Raw genomic sequence first — 17721 nt, 5'->3', positions numbered from 1 at the left:
TTCCGTGTCAATTTGACCCGGTCTGGCCGATCTTTCTGGAATTCGGACCGCCCCGTTTCCGAGGCAACCCCTCAAACTTACCCGAACATTCCGTTCGTGTCCACTCGCGTGGCCGCGACCGATCTGCCGAGGATTCGGAGAGGGGGTGCAGAGGCTCGCCCTGCGAGAAGAAACCTTAGCAGGGCTCGGGAGCAACATGACCAACTTGCCAACCATCCCCGAGGCTCGCGCGTCCCAAACCTGCCGGTGCGGACAACCAGACCGCAAGTCATCCGCAATCGCGCTCGGATACGAAGTAGGCACGAGGGTCAGGACTCTGACTCCGTCACGGAGGTGACCTTGATGACCCGCTCGGAGTTCGACGACATTCGCGCGCACATCGCCGCAGAAGCCGATCACCACGATGACCTCCTCCTGCTCGCCCGGTCCCTGCTGGACGATCTCGAGGCCGCACGGATGCGTGAGGCCACCCTCCGCTCCTACTACCTGCGCCTCCTCACCGCCGCCCGGGCGACGGCCGCCGCGGATGCCGCAGGCCATCCGGCGCCGCTCACGTTCCTCACCGCAGAACTCGGCGAGCGCGGCCAGCTGCCGACCGGCGAGGAGGAGGTGAACCGCATCCTGGCCGACGCCCGCACCGCGGCCGCCCTGGTCGCCTCTCTGGAACGGCTCCCGGCGCGGGAACAGGTTCCGCCGAGGACGACCGGGAAGGGAGCACGTGCCCGGAGGTGTGCCGGCACCAGCCGTACTCTCCCACGATGACCCGTTCCGCGTCGTTGACCTGGCCTTGAACCAAGATCTGTAAGACTTCAGGCATGTGGCAGCAGGGAATGAATTGGGCTGCGACGACCCTCGTGGGCGTCTTCGGCGTTCTCTGGGTCGGTGTCGTGGTCTTCGCAGCAACTGATGTGTCGATATGGGCCCGGATCGGACAGACCGCCTTCGGCTCCATCCTCACCGGGTGGGCCCTGTACAAGGCCGTCCTCCTGCTCCGTCATACCGAGCCGAAGTTCGCACCCCGCCACCGCCGGGTCAGGGGCTGAGGACGAGGGGCGTCAGGAGCCCGTCCGGAAAGCACGCAGCGCGTCGGCGACCTGCTGGACCGGCGCTCCGAGGTCGAAACGACTCAGGAGGAAGAGCCCGTCCCGGGTCTCGATCTCCAGCAGCTCCGTCCGGGACGTGAAACGGGTCCGTGTGTCGACCCGGATCCGTTCGACCTGGCTCCACGGCACCCGTTCCGAGCCGGCGAAGCCCTTCGCCACCACGACGCCCTCCCCGTCCGCGCTGAGCCGTACCGGGACCAGGAGGTCGCGCAGTGCGAGCACGGCGAGCATGACGGTCCCCGCGCCGGCCAGGAGCATCCCGCGCACGTCACCCTGACTCAGCACGGTGGCCACCGCGAGGGCGAGCGCCCCCGCCGCCTTCAGGACGAGGATCTCGCGGCGCACGCGCCAGCGCAGCACAGGGGATCGGGACATGTCGGCCACCCTGGCACGTTACTTGCCCCGCGCGGCCACCGCGGCACAGGGAGCGTGGTCGATCGCGCGGAAACGACGAAGGCCCGGATCTCTGTGAGATCCGGGCCTTCCCTTGGTAGCGGGGACAGGATTTGAACCTGCGACCTCTGGGTTATGAGCCCAGCGAGCTACCGAACTGCTCCACCCCGCGTCGGTGTGTGTCTGAAGACTACCCGGCCCTGCGATGAAGGGCAAATCGACTCCCGGCGCAGGTCGATCGCGCGGAAACGACGAAGGCCCGGATCTCTGTGAGATCCGGGCCTTCCCTTGGTAGCGGGGACAGGATTTGAACCTGCGACCTCTGGGTTATGAGCCCAGCGAGCTACCGAACTGCTCCACCCCGCGTCGGTGTGTGTCTGAAGACTACCCGGCTTCGGCGGTGGAGGCGAATCGAACGGTGCCGTGTCCCTACGAGGTAGGTGACGGCGAGGGTGCGGGTGTCCCCGAGGACGTCGGCGACGGGGTCGCCGCGGGTGTGGCCGAAGGACTCGGGCTCGCCGTCGGGGACGGGCTCGCGGCGGGGTTCGCCACGCCCTTCAGCTTCTCCAGAGCGCTCTGCAGGTTCTTCTGGGCCTCGCCGTACGCCTGCCAGTCCGGCGGGTTCTTCGCCAGGGCACCCTGCGCCGCCGTGTAGGCGGCCTGCGCGTCCGCGATCGCCTTGGCGAGCTCCGCCTCGGACAGGGCGGGCTGCTCGGGCTTGTCCTCGGCGGGGGTCTCCGGCTTGTCCTCGGCCGGGGTCTGCGGAGTGCCCTCCCCGAAGACCTGCTTCAGCGCGTCCTCGAGTGTGCCGGCGAAGCCGAACTTGTTCCCGTAGCCCACCAGCACCCGGCGGAGGATCGGGTACGGCTCCTGGCCCGGGCCCGGCGCGGTCTCCACGTAGACCGGCTCGATGTAGACCAGCCCGTCGGCGAACGGCAGGGTCAGCAGGTTGCCGTAGCGGACCTTCGCGCCGCCGATGTTGAGCAGGTTGAGCTCTCCGGAGAACTTGTTCCGGAAGTTGTTCTGCACCTGGCCCGGGCCGGGGATCGTGGTGTTGGACGGCATGCGCAGGATGCGCAGCTTCCCGTAGTTCTGTCCCGGCGTGGCGTCCACCGCCATGAACGCGGCGAGGTTGGGGCCCTGACGCGGCACGAACGTCGTGGTCAGCGAGAACGACGGGGCGGCCGCCCCCGGCATCTTGACCGACAGGTAGTACGGCGGCTGCTTGATGTTGCGCTCACCCGACGACGGGTCGTCGGGGACGTTCCAGAAGTCCTGGCCGCCGTAGAAGGCGTCGGGGTCGGTGATGTGGTAGCGGGACAGCACGTCGCGCTGGACCTTGAACAGCGCCTCGGGGTAGCGGACGTGCTGCAGGAGCTGCTGCGACATCTCCGTCTTCGGCTTGAGGACGCCGGGGAACGCCTTGCGCCAGGTCTGCAGGATCGGGTCCTTGTCGTCCCAGGCGTAGATCTGGACGGTGCCGTCGTAGGCGTCGACCACGGCCTTGGCCGAGTTGCGCATGTAGTTGATCCTGTCGCGCGGCTGCTGCACGGCCAGGCGCGGATCGGTCGCGGTGTCCCGCGTCATCTCCTCCAGGCTCTTGCTGGTGGAGTAGGGATAGGCGTTGGAGGTGGTGTAGGCGTCGATGATCCACACCACCCGGCCGTCGACGATCGCCGGGTAGGCGTTGTTGTCCAGGCTGAGGAACGGAGCGACCTTGGCGACCCGCTGGGCCGGGTCACGCTCGTACAGGATCTTGGACTTCGCGTTGACGTCGCCCGAGAGCAGCAGGTTGATCTCGCTGTACTTGGCCGCGTAGAGCATCCGGTTGAAGAACGAGCCGACGGGCACGCCGCCCTTGCCGGTGTAGGTGGTGTTCTGCTGGCCGGTGTTGCCGCTGCCGGGGTAGTCGAGCTCCTGGTTGCGGTCTCCGCCGACGACGACGTACGCCGGGGCGGTCGGGGACTCGCCGTAGTAGATCCTCGACTCCTTCAGGCCCGTCCGCTCCGCCAGGGGGCCGGTAACCGGCATGTCCTTGGCGGTGAAGTTGGGCAGGCCCTCGCTGTCGACCTCGTTGCCGGGCGCGGCCACGAAGCCGTAGCCGTGGGTGTAGACCAGGTGCCGGTTGATCCAGTTGTTCTGCTCCGGCGGCGGACCGGTCAGCTCGCGCACCGCCACCACCGTGTCGCGCATGTTGCCCGACGCGTCCGGGTAGCGGTCGACGTCCAGCGGATCGTGGAAGTCGTAGAAACCGCGGATCCGCTGCTTCTGCGCGTAGGTCTCGGCGACCAGGTTCGGGTCGAGCAGCCGCACACCGGAGATCGAGGTGTCGGCGGTGACGTTGGCCTTGCTCGCGTCGCCCTGCGCCGCGTAGTCGGTGACCTCGGCGTCGTTGACGCCGTACGCCTTCCGGGTGGCCTCGATGTTGCGCTTGATGTAGACCTGCTCGCGCGCCTGCTCGTTCGGCTTGACCTGGAACTGCTGGACGAGTGCCGGGTAGACCCCGCCGATCAGGATGGCGGAGAGCACCAGGAGGCCGAAGGCGACGCCAGGCAGCATGCCGCCGGGCCGTACGATCCCGGCGAAGAACAGCGCGGCGCAGATCAGCGCGATGATCGCCAGGATGGTCTTGGCGGGCAGCACGGCGGTGACGTCGGTGTACGAGGCGCCGTGCACGAAGCCCCGGTCGGAGAAGACCAGGTCGTAGCGGTCGACCCAGTAGGCGACCGCCTTCAGCAGCACGAACACGCCGAGCAGCACCGACAGGTGCACCCGGGCCGCGCGGGAGGCGTGCACGCCGGGCGACTGGAGCCGGAACCCGCCGTACAGGTAGTGCACGATCGTGGCCGTCACGCCCGAGAGCACCACCGCGGTGAACAGGAAGTTCAGCACCAGCCGGATGAACGGGAGGGTGAAGGTGAAGAACGAGATGTCCATGCCGAACAGCGCGTCGTTCTCGTTGAACGGCGTGGCGTTGACGAACTCCAGCCAGGTCTTCCACTGGCCGGCGAAGGACGAGCCGGTGAACAGCGCGAGCACCGCGGCGCCGACGATGAAGATCATCTTTCGGTGCGGGTCGAGGGCCATCCGGTAGCGGTCGGCGCCGCTGGCGCCGCCGAACATGCCGGGGCCGAACATGGGCCGCATCCGGTAGGCGAGCAGCATGTTGCCGCCCACGATGCCGGCCATCAGCAGCGCGCCCACGATGAAGAGCACGATCTGCGTGACGACCACGCCGGAGAACACCGCCGTGTAGTCCACCGAGTCGTACCAGAGGTAGTCGGTGAAGATGCCGGCGAAGAGGAAGAAGAACGCCACGAGCGCGACGAGCGCGATCGCGACAGGAAGCATCAGTCGTGGCCGGCGGGGCAAGCGCATCGCCCTACCGGCTCCGGGGGTCCGGAAGCTCAAGGCCAACCCCTTGTCGTAAGAGCACGGTCCGTGTCTGGCAACCTACACCGGCGGGGGTTTCGTCGCGTTCAACCGTTCGGCACGGTGCGGACACGACCTCCGCGGGTCTCGGCTCAGTACGGCCAACGCGCGAGAACCGCGATCAGTGCCCCACCGGCCGCATTCGTCGCGCCCGTCCCGGACGGCCCGGTCCCCGGTGCCCTGGGCCCGTGCTCCCGGCTCTCAGTCCGCCGAGCAGGCGGGCACGGCGCCCGAGCCGGTGCGCACCGCGTCGAGCGCCTGGACGGCCTCGTGGAGCGTCTCGACCTTGACCAGCCTGAGCCCGTCGGGGACCGCGGCGAGCGCCTCCGCGCAGTTGTCGGCGGGGGTGAGGAAGACCGTGGCCCCGGCCTCCCTTGCGCCCACCATCTTCTGCTGGATGCCGCCGATCGGGCCGACCTTGCCGTGGGGGTCGATCGTCCCGGTGCCGGCCACGGCCTTCCCTCCGGTCATCGCGCCGGGAGTGAGCTTGTCCACGATGCCGAGGGAGAACATCATCCCCGCGCTCGGCCCGCCGACGTCGCCGACGTTGATGTTGACCTCGAACGGGAACCTGTAGCCGACCGCCATGGAGATGCCCACGATGGGCGTGCCGTCCGCGGACGCGGCGGTGGGCACGGTCACGGTCACGTCCTGGCCGCCGCGCCTGACGACGAAGGTCACCTGCTCCCCCGCCTTGTGCTTGCGGACGGCCTCCGAGACGGTCTCGCGGTCCTTGGCGGCCACGCCGTCCACGGAGACGATCTCGTCGCCCTGGGTGAACCTGCCGTGGGCGGGGAGGCCCTTCTGCGTGGCGGCGACCGTCACGAACGACGCGTAGGGGATCTTCAGCTCCGTGAGCGCCGCGGCGGTCGCGTCGTCCTGGGAGTTGGTCATCTCCTGGGTGTTCTGCTCCTCGACCTCCTCCGCGGTGGTCGCCGGAGGGAAGATCGTCTCCTCCGGGACGACCGCGATGGTCGGGTCGACCCAGCCCCGCAACGCCGTGAACAGGTCGATCCTGCTGCCGGGCCCGCCCTGGTAGGCGACCGTGACGAGGCTGAGCTTGCCTTCGGTCGGGTAGGTCGGGCGCCCCTCGATGCTGATCACCGGAGTGCCCTTGACGTCGCCGATGGTGTTCTCCGTCGGCCCGGGGCTCAGCACGACGTACGGCACCGGCAGCAGGGTGCCGACGACGCCCAGCACGAGTGTGAGGAAGCCGGCCACCATGAGGGTCAGCGCACGTCGGGACATGGGGGAAAGCCTATGCGGTTCCGGAGGCCGGGCGAGATCGGCGGTACGGCGTTCGCATTCTTCGGTCGCGGGCTCTCAGCCGCGGGCTCTCGGTCGCGGGCCCGGGGTCGCGGGCGCCGGGTGCCGGACGCTCACTCGCAGGCCCCGACCCACTCGGTCGTGCCGTCGGCGAAGAGCTGGTTCTTCCAGATCGGGACCTCGGCCTTGAGGTCGTCGATGAGGCGGCGGGAGGCGGCGAACGCCTCCTGCCGGTGGGGGCAGGCGACGGCCACGATGACCGCGATGTCCCCCAGCTTCAGATCGCCGACCCGGTGGACCGCGGCCAGCGCGGTGACCGGGAAGTCCGCGGCGACCTTCTCGGCCACCCGGTGCAGCTGCTCCTCGGCGCTCGGATGGGCCGAGTAGGACAGCCGGGTGACCGGCTTGCCGTGGTCCTGGTCGCGCACCGTCCCGACGAAGAGCGCGGTCCCGCCCGCGGCGTGGTCGCCCACCGCCGCGAACACCTCGTCCAGGGAGAGGGCGCTGTCGCGAATTCCCAGCAGCCGGATGACGTCCACGCCGGAAAGACTACCTCTCCGGCGTGGAGGACCGGCTGACGCACCGCTAGGTGCGGCGCTTCTTGCGCGCGACGCGGACGATCGCGGCGGTGCCGAGGACCGCGACGGTCGCGCCGGCCGCGGTGAGCGTGGCCTCCTTGCCGGACAGGCGGCGGCCGACGACCGCGTGTCTGCCCCCGCGGAGCTCCAGCAGCTGCGCGAACGCGGCCTCGTTGGTCCACTGGGGCTTCCAGCCCGCCTCACGGAGCGCCGTGCAGTCGACCACCCAGGGGTAGACGACGTGGTGCAGGTCGGTGGCGGGCGCCGGGGTGATGCCCAGCCGGTGCAGGCGCTGGGCCGTGCCGAAGGTCAGCCCGGCGGGCAGCTCCAGCCGGCGCAGCCCGGAGATCTCCTCCACCTGCTCCTGCTCCAGCCAGCCCTCCCCTCCCACGGCGACCACGCCGGAGACCATGCCGAGAGCGGCCAGTTCCAGCGCGGAGACCAGGTCGTCGACGTGGCAGAACTGCCAGCGGGGACTGCAGCCCTTCACGGTGAGCAGCCGGGGCGCCTCGAAGTGCCGGGTGACCACGCTGTCGATGCCCGGACCGACCAGCGCGGCGGGGCGGAGCACGGTCACCTCCAGCCCCGGATGGCTGCGGAGCGAACGCCTGGCCAGCGCCTCGATCTCCAGGTGGTCGCCGACCACGCCGGTGTCGGACTCGGCCGCCACGGGCGAGTCCTCCGGCAGGGGGACCGGGTTGTCGGGCGCCGCGCCGTACACCATGGCGCTGGTGACCAGCACGACGCGGCGCACCCGGGCGGCGGCGCTGGCGGTCAGCACCGTCTGCGCCGCGCGCAGGTTGTGGGCGCGGCGCTCGCCGGGGTCGGAGTCGAGTCCGTAGTCGGCGGTCAGATGGACGAGCACGTCGATGTCGGAGATCCGGTTCGCCAAGAGCGGATCTCGGACGTCGATCACCCTCCACGTGACGTCGGGCACGTCGCCGCGCTGCTCGTCGATGGCCACCACTCTGCGGAAATCCGCAGACGAGGCGACCTTCGCGAGGAACGCGCGGCCGACGCCCGAGGCCGCGCCGGTGACGGCGACGACCGGGGGCCGGAGGCGTTTCGAGGTAGGCACCAGGTCCTCACTTTGCACTGATCCGCCGTGCGACGGATAACGTGGCGGATGTGGACTCCTCCATCCTGCACGAGGTAGAGCCGTGACTGACTTCCCAGGTCGGGAAAACGACCCCGACGAGAACCCGTTCGCCATGTTCGGCAACCCGGAGCAGATCGCCGCGGCGATGCGGCAGTTCGCCGACATGCTGTCCGCCCCGCAGGGTTCCGGCCCGGTCAACTGGGACATGGCCAAGAACATCGCCCGGCACGCGGTGGTCGCCGAGGGCGACCCGAGCGTGATGGAGGGCGAGCGCCGCCAGATCACCGACGCCCTGAACCTCGCCGACCTCTGGCTGAACGAGGTCACCGCGCTGCCCAGCGGCGTGGGCTCGCCCCAGGCGTGGAGCAGGTCGGAGTGGATCGAGAAGACCGTCCCCGTCTGGCGGCAGCTCTGCGACCCGATCGCCGAGCGCATGGTCGAGACCATGGGCGGCACGCTGGGCGCGGCCGGGCTGCCCGCCGAGGCCCAGGCCATGGCGGGACCGCTGATGGGCATGATGAAGCAGATGGGCGGGATGATGGTCGGCCAGCAGATCGGCCAGGCCCTCGGTTCGCTCGCCCGCGAGGTGGTCGGCTCCACCGACATCGGGCTGCCGCTCTCCGGGGACGCCGCCCTGCTCCCGGGCGGGATCGCCGCGTTCAGCCAGGGGCTGGAGACCCCCGCCGAGGAGATCCGCCTCTACCTGGCCCTGCGCGAGGCGGCCCACCACCGGCTCTTCCAGCACGTGCCGTGGCTGCGCGGGCACCTGCTCGGCGCCGTGGAGGAGTACGCCAGGGGCATCACGGTGGACGTGTCCGCCCTGGAGGAGCAGCTCCGCGGCCTCGACCTCAACAGCCCGGAGCAGCTGCAGCAGGCCCTCAGCGGCGGCAACCTGCTCAAGCCCGAGGAGACCGAGCGGCAGAAGGCCGCCCTGTCCCGGCTGGAGACGACGCTCGCGCTGGTCGAGGGCTGGGTCGGCACCGTGGTGGAGGCCGCCGCCGCCGGCAAGCTGCCGTCCGCCGCCGCCCTGGGCGAGACGGTACGGCGCCGCCGTGCGACCGGCGGCCCCGCCGAGCAGACCTTCGCCACCCTCGTCGGGCTGGAGCTGCGGCCGCGCCGCCTGCGCGACGCGGCCGTCCTGTGGAAGGCCCTGGAGACGGGCCGCGGCGTGGACGGCAGGGACGCGGTGTGGAACCACCCCGACCTGATGCCCACCGCCGCCGACCTCGACGACCCGGAGCGCTTCGTGCGGGGCGAGCCCGACTTCGACCTGTCGGATCTGGAGGCCTCGCTGCGGGAGGCGCAGGAGCCGGGAGACTCCGGGGACGACGAGGACGACATCGGCGGCGCCAGGGACGACGGCGCGTGAGCCTTCCCGATCGGGGCGGCCGGTCCGGTCCCGGCGACCTCCTCCCCGGTGGGGACCCGCCCCCAGGTGCCCTGCACGCCGACGCGCGGGCCGTGCTGGGGGCGTGGCACGCGCCGACCGGCGCCGAGGATGCGCTGCGCCAGGAGTTCCTGGCGCACCTGCGCTCCCACGGCGACGGGATGTACCGCGAGTGCGTGCCCGACCATCTGACCGCCACCACCGCGGTGCTCTCCCACGACGGTGAGCGCGTGCTGCTGACGCTGCACGGCAAGGCGGGGTTGTGGCTGCCGATGGGCGGCCACTGCGAGCCCGGTGACCTGTCCCTGGAGGCCGTGGCGCTGCGGGAGGCGATCGAGGAGTCGGGCATCCCCGGGCTGCGGCTGCTGCCCGGGCCGCTGGCCCTGGACAGGCACCGCGTCTGGTGCCATCCGCCGTTCAGCCACCACCTCGACGTCGAGTACGGCGCGGTGGCGCCCGCCGGGGCCGAGGCGGTGATCAGCGAGGAGTCCCTGGACCTGCGCTGGTTCCCGGTGGACGGGATCCCGGACCCCAGCGACGAGGCCACCCGCCGCCTGGCCCGCCGGGCCAGGCAGGCGCTGCTCTCCGGCTGATCGGACCGTTTTACGTACGTTTCACATGGCCTCGGATAGCGTCGTCCCCGCAGGGGGGCGATCGATGGATCAGAGCAACGTGGATGTGGACGTCTCGTCCGGGGGGGCCGCCGGCGGCGTGGTCGTGGTCCCCGCCCGGCGCCGGTGGCGTGTCTCCCGGGCCTTCGCCTGGGTCGCGGTCGCGCCGTTCGCCCTGTGGGCCGTCGCCCGGGTGGCCGGGCTGGAGCGGGGGTCGCTGCCCACCCAGTTCATGACCGGCACGCCGTACGTGGCGGCGGGTTCGCTGGTGCCGCTGCTCGTCGGCGCACTGGCCCGCAGCCGGACGGCCACGGCCGTCGCGCTGGTCACCGCGGTCGCGCTCGGCTCCAGTGTGATTCCCAGGGCCGTGGGCTCCGCGGGGGCGGCGGAGACCGGGACCGGGACGCCGTTGCGGGTGCTGACCGCCAACCTGCTGTTCGGCGGGGCCGACGCGTCCGCCGTCGTGGACCTGGTCAGGCGGTTGCGGCCAGATGTGCTGAGCACCCAGGAGCTCACTCCGGAGATGGTGGAGAGGCTGGACGCGGCGGGCATCGCCGGGCTGCTCCCGCACCGCGTGCTGCAGGCGGACTCGGGCGCGACGGGCAGCGGCCTGTACTCCAGGCACCCGCTGACCCCCCGCGCCGGACTGTTCCGGGTGATCGGCCACAACATGCCCGCGGCCGTGGTCACACCGCCCGGCTCCGCCCCGGTGGAGATCGTCGACGTGCACACGTACGCGCCGATCGGCGAGCTGGTGGACGGGTGGGAATCGGGCATCGAGGCGCTTCCGCCGCCCTCCCCCGGCACGCTCCGCATCCTCGCGGGCGACTTCAACGCCAGTCTCGACCACGCGGTGATGCGGGGCCTCCTGGACCGGGGATACGTCGACGCGGCCGATCAGGTCGGGCAGGGACTCGTCGCCACCTGGCCCTCCGGCAGGCGGATCCCGCCGATCATCACCATCGACCACGTCCTGGTGGACCGCCGGGTCCTCGTCAACGAGGTCGGGATCCACACTCTGCCCGGCACCGACCACCGCGCCGTCTTCGCCGATCTCCGGCTGCCCGCCCGGCTCTCCCGGTAGTGCTTCGTCAGGTGACCAGGGCGTCCGCCCCCGCCCGGACGGCCGGGTCGCGGCACCGGGCGCTGCGCCCGCCCGGCTCTCAGGGCGCCCGCCCTCCCGGCTTCCCGTGGCCCTCGCGGCTTCCGGGCGGGGCCCCAGGCGTCACGCCGACAGCAGCGCCCGGGTGTTGTCCCAGCCTTCCAGGCCGGGGTCGAGCCGGCCGACGTCGCCGGGGGTCCGCAGGCGGTGCCAGCCGGGGCCGGTGGCGACCATCCGGCTGCCCGGGGCGCGGTCGCGCAATGCCCCGACCGGGTCGGGGTCGTCGAATCCGGTGTCGGCCCACCCGGGATAGGGCAGGTGGGCCGCGAGCGCCACGGCGCCACCGCCCTGCGCGGGGCAGACGGCGATCCGGGCCCGTCCCAGCGCGCGGAAGAGCTTGCCGATCAGGAGCGGCGGCAGGTCCGGGGCGTCCGCGCTGACCAGGGCCGCCTGCCCGCCGTACGGCAGGGCGGCGAAGGCCGCCGCCACCAGGGCGGCGCCGGACAGCCCGGGGGCGATCTCCACGACCGGGGTCCCCGGCCAGACGATCTCCTCCATCCCCGGCACACTCGTGACCAGGACGGGTGTCACGAAGTCGAGCCCGGCGGCCATCTCGTAGGTGTCCTCGGCGACCGCGGTCAGGAACGCGGCGGGGTCGACGCCCGGAGGCGCGGCGGCGGCCGTCGTCTCGGTGACGAGGACCGCCACCAGCCGCTCCGTGCCCCGCTGCTCGCCGGCCGGGCTCCCGGCCGTCACCACTCCTCCGCGGCGCCGTTGGCCGCCATGGAGAATCCTTCGAGGAAGCCGCGCGCCCGCTCGGCCTTGGGATAGCGTTCCACCAGGGTCCAGAACCGGGGGCCGTGGCTCGGCACGAGCAGGTGCACGAGCTCGTGCATGATCACGTAGTCGACCACCCAGGCGGGCATGCCCCGCAGCCGCGTGGAGATCCTGATGGTGCCGTGGTCGGGGGTGCACGAACCCCAGCGGTGCCGCTGGTTCTCCACCCATCGCACACTCGACGGCAGTGCGGCGCCCTCGAGATAGCGGGCGGACAGCTCGGCGGCCCGCTCCATCAGATCGTCGTCCGAGGGGCGTCTTCGCTGCTCCTTGGCGGCGAGCCGGTCGAGCATCCGGCGCACCCACTGCTCCTCATCGGTCCTGCTCAGACCGTCTGGGAGCAGCACGATCGTTTTCTCGCCGTCGCGGTATGCGGAAACGGTCCGCCGACGACGAGAACTTCGACGGACCTCGACTGTCTCGGGGGGCACCTATGCACGGTAGCCGAGAATGGTTAATTCCCACCAGAGGGCGGGGGGCGTTCCTGCTGGTCAATCACCGTTCGTAGATTGTTCAACGAGACCGGACGGTTATGACCATGACTTATCGAATTAACGCGGATATCGCCTGTCTCAGGAGTTCCCGAATCGCGGGGCCCGGCGTTCTCTCTGGGCGGCCAGTCCTTCCAGCAGGTCTCCCGTGGCCATGGTCACCGGCTGGGCCAGGGACTCCCAGCGCAACGCGGCGTCGAGGTCGGCGTGGCCGCCGCCCGCGAGGGCGACCTTGGTGAGCCGGGTGGCGACGGGGGCGTTGGCCGCCGTCGCCGACGCGATCCCCAGCACCTCCGCCAGGATGGACTCGCGGGGGAACGCCCTGGTGACGAGTCCCGTGGCGGCCGCCTCCGCGCCGAGCACGGTCCGCCCGGTCAGCAGCATCTCCCTGGCCACGCCGACGCCAGCGGCCCTGGGCAGCAGGTAGGTCGCGGCCATGCCGGGGTGCAGGCCCAGCGAGGTGAAGGGGACGAGCAACTTGGCGTCCTCGGCCGCGTAGACCAGGTCGCAGGCGAGCGCGAAGCAGAGACCCGCTCCGACGGCGGCGCCGTTGATCGCGGCGATGGTCGGCACCTCCAGCTCCGCGATCGACAGCCACGTCCGGTAGAACCCCAGCATCCGGTCGCGCAGGGCGGGCACGTCCTCCGCTCCCCTGTCCGCCAGCCAGGACAGGTCCCCTCCCGAGCAGAACACGCTCCCCGCCCCGGTGACGACGACGCACCGCACGTCCCCGTCCCGTTTCAGGTCGCCGACGGCCCGCCGCCACTGCTCGGTCATCCCGTCGGTCATCGAGTTGCGCCGATCCGGACGGTTCAGGGTGAGCAGCACGACGCCGTCGTCCCGCCGGTCGACCAAGAGCTCGTTCATGCGGGGATCGTAGTGGACACCGACACCCCCGCCGGCGTCCACAGTCTGGAGTCCTCTCCGGGGTTTTCCACAGGACCCGGAAAGCCCCGCCGAGCCCCTCCCCGCCCCTGGCACGCTGGACGACGCCTCCTCCCCAGAAAGGCCGACGGATGAGACCACGTCTGAAGCCCGCGCTCCGCCGGGTCGCCCGTGACGAACGCACGCTGCAGTTCGGTGCGCACCCCGGTCACGCGGTCGTGCTGACCGACCTCGCGCCCGAGGTGCGGCGCTGGGTCGAGAGCCTCGACGGCGTGCGCGACCTCCCGGGCGTGCTGTCGGCCGCGGTCGACGCCGGGATCGGGGAGGATCGCGGGCGGGTCCTGCTCGACCTGCTGGTCGAACGGGGGCTGGTGGAGGACGCGGGGGCGGCTTCGCGCCCGCCGCGCGCGCTCACGCTGGCCGAGCGCGACCGGCTCCGGCCCGACCTGGACGTGCTCTCCCTGACCCCCGGCACGACAGACGGCGGGCTCTCCGTCCTGGAACGCAGGCGCACCGCCCAGGTGCGGGTGTACGGGGCGGGCCGGGTGGGCGCGCAGATCGTCTCCGTGCTCGCCGCCTCCGGGGTCGGACGGCTCTGCGTGATCGATCCCGGTACGGCCGGGCCCCGGGACGTCGTCCCCGGCGGTCTCACCCCGGCGGAGGTGGGGATGAGCCGGCAGGAGGGCGCGGTGGCCGTGGCCGGGCGCGTCTCACCCGCTCTCACCGCATGGACCGGGAAGGAGGCGGCCCACCTCTCCGACGGTTCCCGCCGCCCCGACCTGGTGGTGCTCGCACCGGTGGAGCCGCTGGACGGCCTGCTCGTGCGGGACCTGATCGACTGGGGCATCCCGCACCTGCTGGCCACCGCCTTCGAAGGCGCGGGGTCGGTGGGCCCGCTGGTCGTGCCGGGGAGGAGCGCGTGCCTGAACTGCCTCGATCTCGCCCGGCGCGATCGTGATCCGGGGTGGCCTGTCGTCAGCGCCCGGCTGGGCGGCTACCCGGCGGGCGAGACGGCCTGCGGGACCGCGATGTCGACGCTGGTCGCGGCCACTGCGGCCGGCCACGCGCTCGCCTTCCTCGACGGGGGCGAACCCCCTGTGACCAACAGCACATTAGATATATCGCCTGATTGGAGATGGAAACAGCGATCCTGGAACGTTCACCCTCTATGTCGTTGCTTCCGAAACCAGTTCGGTTCGCCGACAATGGTCGCGTCGGCTACCTGCCGGTGACAGACACCACCGCGAAGGGAGGGAGCGGCGTACCGCGCTCCACGGGGGGCACGCCGCAAACCAAGGTGAGTGACCTTCCGCGCCGCGCCGTCACGCGCTCCGCCAAACTGGCGGCTCTTCCCATCGGTTTCGCCGGACGAACCGCCCTCGGCCTGGGCAAACGCATCGGAGGCAAGTCAGCCGAGATCGTCGCCCAGGAGATCCAGGAGCGGACGGCCGAGCAGATCTTCAAGGTCCTCGGCGAGCTCAAGGGCGGGGCGATGAAGCTCGGGCAGGCGCTGTCCATCTTCGAGGCCGCGCTGCCCCCGGAGGTCGTCGGCCCCTACCGGGCGACCCTGACCAAGTTGCAGGACGCGGCCCCGCCGCTTCCCGCCGCGACCGTGCACAAGGTGCTCACCGAGCAACTGGGGGACGACTGGCGGGCGAACTTCCAGTCGTTCGAGGACCTGCCCACCGCGGCCGCCTCGATCGGTCAGGTGCACAAGGCCGTCTGGCATGACGGCCGCACGGTCGCCGTCAAGATCCAGTACCCGGGCGCCGGAAAGGCGTTGCTCTCCGACTTCACCCAGCTCGCCCGGCTCGGCAAGCTCTTCGGGGTGCTGCTGCCCGGTCTCGACATCAAGGCCGTGCTCTCCGAGCTGCGTGAGCGGATCGTGGAGGAGCTCGACTACCTGCGCGAGGCCGAGGCCCAGCACGCCTTCGCCCAGGAGTTCAAGGACGACCCCGATTTCCTGGTCCCGGACGTCATCGCCGCCAACGAGCAGATCCTGGTCTCGGAGTGGGTGGACGGCATCCCGCTGTCCCGGATCATCGCCGACGGGACCAAGGAGGAACGCGACCGCGCCGGGCTGCAGTTCGTCCGGTTCCTGTTCTGCTCCCCCGCCCGGGTGGGCATGCTCCACGCCGACCCGCACCCCGGCAACTTCCGGATCGCCGAGGACGGGCGGATGTGCGTGCTCGACTTCGGCGCGGTCAACCGGATGCCCAACGGCTATCCGCCGGTCTTCGGGATACTGACCCGCATCTTCAACCAGGGCGACATGGAGACCGTGATCCGCGGTCTGCGCGACGAGGGCTTCATCCTCCCGCACATCGAGGTGGATCCGGAGGCCCTGCGCGCGTTCCTCGCCCCCTACGTCGAGCCGACGGCGGTGGAGGAGTTCACCTTCAGCCGGGAGTGGCTGCAGCGGCAGGCCGCCACCGCCACCGACCTGCGTCCCGGCAACGTGGTGCGCCAGCTCAACCTACCCGTCTCCTACGTCCTCATCCACCGGGTGCACGCGGCGGGAGTGGGCGTACTCTGCCAGCTCGGCGCCACGGCCCGCTTCCGCGACGAGGTCATCCGCTGGGTTCCCGGATTCACCGGGGAGGATCCCGACGCGGAGCCCACCGAGGACGCCATCGCGAGCTGAGCGCCTGGATCCCGCGAACGGGGCGCCTGGATCCAGGGCCGGCCCGATCGGGGCGGCCTCCATTCCCCTGCCGGGTCCCGGGGACCGGGGCCGGTTCCGGAGTGGGCGGGCACGGACGGCCGGGTGAGCGAGTCAGGTGAGCGAGGTGTCGCCCATGGATTCGAGCAGCACGCGCAGCAGCCCGGCGAGCTGATCGCGTTCGGCCGGCCCGAGCGCGGCCAGCAGGCGTTCCTCATTGGCCACGTGCGGCCCGACCACCTCGTCGACGAGTTCCAGCCCGCGCCGGGTGAGCCGGATCCGCACCGACCGGCGGTCCGCGCCGTCCCTGACCCGCTCGACCAGGCCCTTGGCCTCCATCCGGTCGATCCGGTTGGTGATCGCGCCCGAGGTCACCATCGCGGCCTTGAGCAGCGCCCCGGCCGTCAGCTCGTACGGCGCGCCGGAGCGGCGCAGCGTGGCCAGCACGTCGAACTCGAACGGCTCCAGCCCGTACTCGGCGAAGGACTCCTTGAGCTCGCGCCCGAGCAGCGCGGACAGCCGTGAGATCCGGCCGATGACGCCCATCGGCCACACATCGATGTCGGGCCGCTCCTGTTTCCACTGCGCCATCAGCGCGTCCACCGCGTCGCTCACCGGCTCTCCTCTCAATCCGAACAATCTCAACGTTAACAGATTTGACGTTCGCACATCTATCGTGCTGTTATCTCAATGTTGAGATTATCAGTGAGGAGTGATCGGTCGTGGCCGTCATCGCAGTCCCGCGCCTCGCGCGGACCCATACCATGAGCGACCTCGCACTCGCCGCGCTGGCACCGGTGAGCTGGGGAACCACCTATGTCGTCACCGCGACGCTGCTGCCCGCCGACCGGCCGCTGCTGGCCGCGACCCTGCGGGCCCTCCCGGCGGGGCTGGTGCTGCTGGCCGTGACCCGCCGCCTGCCCTCGGGCTCGTGGTGGTGGAGGTCCGCGGCACTCGGCACGCTCAACTTCGGGGCCTTCTTCCCGCTGCTCTTCTTCGCCGCCTACCGCCTACCCGGCGGGGTCGCCGCCACGATCGGCTCGGTCCAGCCGCTGGTCGTCGCACTGCTCTCGCTCGCGGTCCTGCGGATCCGCCCGGCCCGTGCCGTGCTCTGCGCGGCGCTGGCCGGCACCTTCGGCGTGGCCCTCATGGCCCTGACCGCCCAGGCCCGGCTGGACCCGCTCGGGGTCGCCGCCATGCTCACCGCCACCTCCCTGATGGGGACCGCCATCGTCCTGGCCAAGAAGTGGGGGCAGCCCGAGGCACCCCTGGTCATGACGGGCTGGCAGCTCACCTTCGGCGGGCTGGCGCTGGCCCCCCTCACCCTCGCCGTCGAGGGCGTTCCGGCCTCAGTGACCGGTGAGAACCTCCTCGGCTTCGCCTACCTGGGCGTCATCGGCACCGCGGCGGCCTACGCCCTGTGGTTCCGCGGCATCGACCGCCTGCCGCCCACCTCGCTCTCCCTGCTCGGCCTCACCAATCCCATGGTCGCCGTCCTCGCCGGATTCGTGATCCTCGGCCAGACCCTCACCGGCTGGCAGGCCGCCGGCTTCGCCGTCGCGCTCGGCGCGCTCATCGCAGGCCAGGCCCTGGGCCGGAGACCGGCCTGACCGCGACCGCCCTGACCGCCCCGGTCGGGACCGGGCCGACGGAACCCACCGTTCCCGGCCGCGTGCCGGACCCCCACCGTCCGCGGCCGCATCCCGCACGCCGCATCCCGCACGCCGCATCCCGCACGCCGCTCCCGGCCGCGTGCCGGACCCTCGCCGGAAACACGAACCGGAAGCACGAAAGGGCGGCCTCATCGGAGGCCGCTTAGATTCAGACGATCAATGCAACGCTGCTGGTGGATGGGTGGATCGTGGCTCGGATGGG

17 protein-coding genes and 2 tRNA genes are annotated in these 17721 nt (G+C 71.3%); 8 read left to right on the top strand and 11 right to left on the bottom strand.

Features of this window, described 5'->3' with window-relative positions:
* Window positions 1–342: 342 nt before the first annotated feature.
* A complete protein-coding gene (locus IEZ07_RS34575) occupies window positions 343–762 on the top strand; it encodes a hypothetical protein (RefSeq protein ID WP_068901455.1) in 420 nt (139 codons plus the stop codon).
* Between the two features lie 53 nt (window positions 763–815).
* Window positions 816–1043 carry a hypothetical protein gene (locus tag IEZ07_RS34570; RefSeq protein WP_068901453.1) on the top strand — a complete coding sequence of 76 codons (228 nt, stop codon included), beginning with the start codon at window positions 816–818 and terminating at the stop codon, window positions 1041–1043.
* A gap of 12 nt (window positions 1044–1055) precedes the next feature.
* Here IEZ07_RS34570 and IEZ07_RS34565 read toward each other — a convergent pair whose 3' ends face one another.
* The 7 genes from IEZ07_RS34565 to IEZ07_RS34535 all read right to left on the bottom strand — a co-directional run bounded on the left by IEZ07_RS34565 (window position 1056) and on the right by IEZ07_RS34535 (window position 7853).
* Window positions 1056–1478 carry a PH domain-containing protein gene (locus IEZ07_RS34565; RefSeq protein ID WP_191898652.1) on the bottom strand — a complete coding sequence of 141 codons (423 nt, stop codon included), beginning with the start codon at window positions 1476–1478 and terminating at the stop codon, window positions 1056–1058.
* 113 nt (window positions 1479–1591) lie between these two features.
* Window positions 1592–1668 (bottom strand) — tRNA-Met (locus IEZ07_RS34560).
* A gap of 117 nt (window positions 1669–1785) precedes the next feature.
* Window positions 1786–1862 (bottom strand) — tRNA-Met (locus tag IEZ07_RS34555).
* Window positions 1863–1925: 63 nt separating this feature from the next.
* Window positions 1926–4847 carry a UPF0182 family membrane protein gene (locus IEZ07_RS34550; protein WP_239321292.1) on the bottom strand — a complete coding sequence of 974 codons (2922 nt, stop codon included), beginning with the start codon at window positions 4845–4847 and terminating at the stop codon, window positions 1926–1928.
* A 282-nt stretch (window positions 4848–5129) separates the two neighbouring features.
* Entirely contained in the window at window positions 5130–6176 is a 1047-nt protein-coding gene (locus IEZ07_RS34545) for a YlbL family protein (RefSeq protein WP_191898650.1), read from the bottom strand.
* A gap of 131 nt (window positions 6177–6307) precedes the next feature.
* Window positions 6308–6733, bottom strand: coding sequence for a molybdenum cofactor biosynthesis protein MoaE (locus tag IEZ07_RS34540; RefSeq protein ID WP_068901446.1), 426 nt, complete (start codon window positions 6731–6733; stop codon window positions 6308–6310).
* A 46-nt stretch (window positions 6734–6779) separates the two neighbouring features.
* The gene (locus tag IEZ07_RS34535; protein WP_191898655.1) at window positions 6780–7853 is read right to left on the bottom strand and encodes an NAD-dependent epimerase/dehydratase family protein; all 1074 of its coding nucleotides are present in this window, start codon (window positions 7851–7853) and stop codon (window positions 6780–6782) included.
* A gap of 79 nt (window positions 7854–7932) precedes the next feature.
* On the opposite strand from IEZ07_RS34535, the gene IEZ07_RS34530 reads away from it, so the two are divergent.
* The 3 genes from IEZ07_RS34530 (at window position 7933) to IEZ07_RS34520 (ending at window position 10953) form a co-directional block, all read left to right on the top strand.
* The gene (locus IEZ07_RS34530) at window positions 7933–9240 is read left to right on the top strand and encodes a zinc-dependent metalloprotease (RefSeq protein ID WP_373868905.1); all 1308 of its coding nucleotides are present in this window, start codon (window positions 7933–7935) and stop codon (window positions 9238–9240) included.
* A 71-nt stretch (window positions 9241–9311) separates the two neighbouring features.
* A complete protein-coding gene (locus IEZ07_RS34525; protein WP_191898653.1) occupies window positions 9312–9851 on the top strand; it encodes an NUDIX hydrolase in 540 nt (179 codons plus the stop codon).
* Between the two features lie 64 nt (window positions 9852–9915).
* The gene (locus tag IEZ07_RS34520) at window positions 9916–10953 is read left to right on the top strand and encodes an endonuclease/exonuclease/phosphatase family protein (protein WP_191898649.1); all 1038 of its coding nucleotides are present in this window, start codon (window positions 9916–9918) and stop codon (window positions 10951–10953) included.
* A gap of 141 nt (window positions 10954–11094) precedes the next feature.
* On the opposite strand, the gene IEZ07_RS34515 is transcribed toward IEZ07_RS34520, so the two are convergent.
* The 3 genes from IEZ07_RS34515 to IEZ07_RS34505 all read right to left on the bottom strand — a co-directional run bounded on the left by IEZ07_RS34515 (window position 11095) and on the right by IEZ07_RS34505 (window position 13166).
* The gene (locus tag IEZ07_RS34515) at window positions 11095–11727 is read right to left on the bottom strand and encodes a glycosyltransferase family protein (RefSeq protein WP_191898648.1); all 633 of its coding nucleotides are present in this window, start codon (window positions 11725–11727) and stop codon (window positions 11095–11097) included.
* Window positions 11724–12239 (bottom strand): M48 metallopeptidase family protein, encoded by a 516-nt coding sequence (locus tag IEZ07_RS34510; protein WP_068901440.1) that lies wholly within the window; start codon window positions 12237–12239, stop codon window positions 11724–11726. Before IEZ07_RS34510 ends, IEZ07_RS34515 begins: the two co-directional genes overlap by 4 nt.
* Before the next feature lie 141 nt (window positions 12240–12380).
* Window positions 12381–13166: an enoyl-CoA hydratase/isomerase family protein gene (locus IEZ07_RS34505; RefSeq protein ID WP_191898647.1), complete on the bottom strand. Its 786-nt coding sequence runs from the start codon at window positions 13164–13166 to the stop codon at window positions 12381–12383.
* 149 nt (window positions 13167–13315) lie between these two features.
* On the opposite strand from IEZ07_RS34505, the gene IEZ07_RS34500 reads away from it, so the two are divergent.
* Both IEZ07_RS34500 and IEZ07_RS34495 read left to right on the top strand, forming a co-directional pair.
* Window positions 13316–14416 carry a ThiF family adenylyltransferase gene (locus IEZ07_RS34500; protein WP_191898646.1) on the top strand — a complete coding sequence of 367 codons (1101 nt, stop codon included), beginning with the start codon at window positions 13316–13318 and terminating at the stop codon, window positions 14414–14416.
* A gap of 65 nt (window positions 14417–14481) precedes the next feature.
* The gene (locus IEZ07_RS34495; RefSeq protein ID WP_191898645.1) at window positions 14482–15828 is read left to right on the top strand and encodes an ABC1 kinase family protein; all 1347 of its coding nucleotides are present in this window, start codon (window positions 14482–14484) and stop codon (window positions 15826–15828) included.
* Between the two features lie 132 nt (window positions 15829–15960).
* On the opposite strand, the gene IEZ07_RS34490 is transcribed toward IEZ07_RS34495, so the two are convergent.
* On the bottom strand, window positions 15961–16461 hold the full coding sequence (locus IEZ07_RS34490; RefSeq protein WP_191898644.1) for a MarR family winged helix-turn-helix transcriptional regulator: 501 nt from the start codon (window positions 16459–16461) through the stop codon (window positions 15961–15963).
* A 149-nt stretch (window positions 16462–16610) separates the two neighbouring features.
* Here IEZ07_RS34490 and IEZ07_RS34485 point away from each other — a divergent pair, with 149 nt between their 5' ends.
* Window positions 16611–17456 (top strand): EamA family transporter, encoded by an 846-nt coding sequence (locus tag IEZ07_RS34485; RefSeq protein WP_191898643.1) that lies wholly within the window; start codon window positions 16611–16613, stop codon window positions 17454–17456.
* The last annotated feature ends 265 nt before the right edge of the window (window positions 17457–17721 follow it).

It is taken from the genome of Planomonospora parontospora (assembly GCA_014647935.1).
In the GTDB taxonomy this organism is placed as follows: Bacteria; Actinomycetota; Actinomycetes; order Streptosporangiales; family Streptosporangiaceae; genus Planomonospora; species Planomonospora parontospora.
Note: the sequence above shows the minus strand (reverse complement) of the source record. Positions and strands in the feature narration are given on the sequence as shown.

What these genes read in the sequence shown, in the direction of transcription:
- IEZ07_RS34485 (WP_191898643.1), top strand. Translation starts at nt 16,611, where the DNA reads ATGAGCGACCTCGCACTCGCCGCGCTGGCACCGGTGAGCTGGGGAACC.
- IEZ07_RS34505 (WP_191898647.1), bottom strand. Translation starts at nt 13,166, where the DNA reads ATGAACGAGCTCTTGGTCGACCGGCGGGACGACGGCGTCGTGCTGCTC.
- IEZ07_RS34520 (WP_191898649.1), top strand. Translation starts at nt 9,916, where the DNA reads ATGGATCAGAGCAACGTGGATGTGGACGTCTCGTCCGGGGGGGCCGCC.
- IEZ07_RS34570 (WP_068901453.1), top strand. Translation starts at nt 816, where the DNA reads ATGTGGCAGCAGGGAATGAATTGGGCTGCGACGACCCTCGTGGGCGTC.
- IEZ07_RS34575 (WP_068901455.1), top strand. Translation starts at nt 343, where the DNA reads ATGACCCGCTCGGAGTTCGACGACATTCGCGCGCACATCGCCGCAGAA.
- IEZ07_RS34550 (WP_239321292.1), bottom strand. Translation starts at nt 4,847, where the DNA reads ATGCTTCCTGTCGCGATCGCGCTCGTCGCGCTCGTGGCGTTCTTCTTC.
- IEZ07_RS34500 (WP_191898646.1), top strand. Translation starts at nt 13,316, where the DNA reads ATGAGACCACGTCTGAAGCCCGCGCTCCGCCGGGTCGCCCGTGACGAA.
- IEZ07_RS34545 (WP_191898650.1), bottom strand. Translation starts at nt 6,176, where the DNA reads ATGTCCCGACGTGCGCTGACCCTCATGGTGGCCGGCTTCCTCACACTC.
- IEZ07_RS34565 (WP_191898652.1), bottom strand. Translation starts at nt 1,478, where the DNA reads ATGTCCCGATCCCCTGTGCTGCGCTGGCGCGTGCGCCGCGAGATCCTC.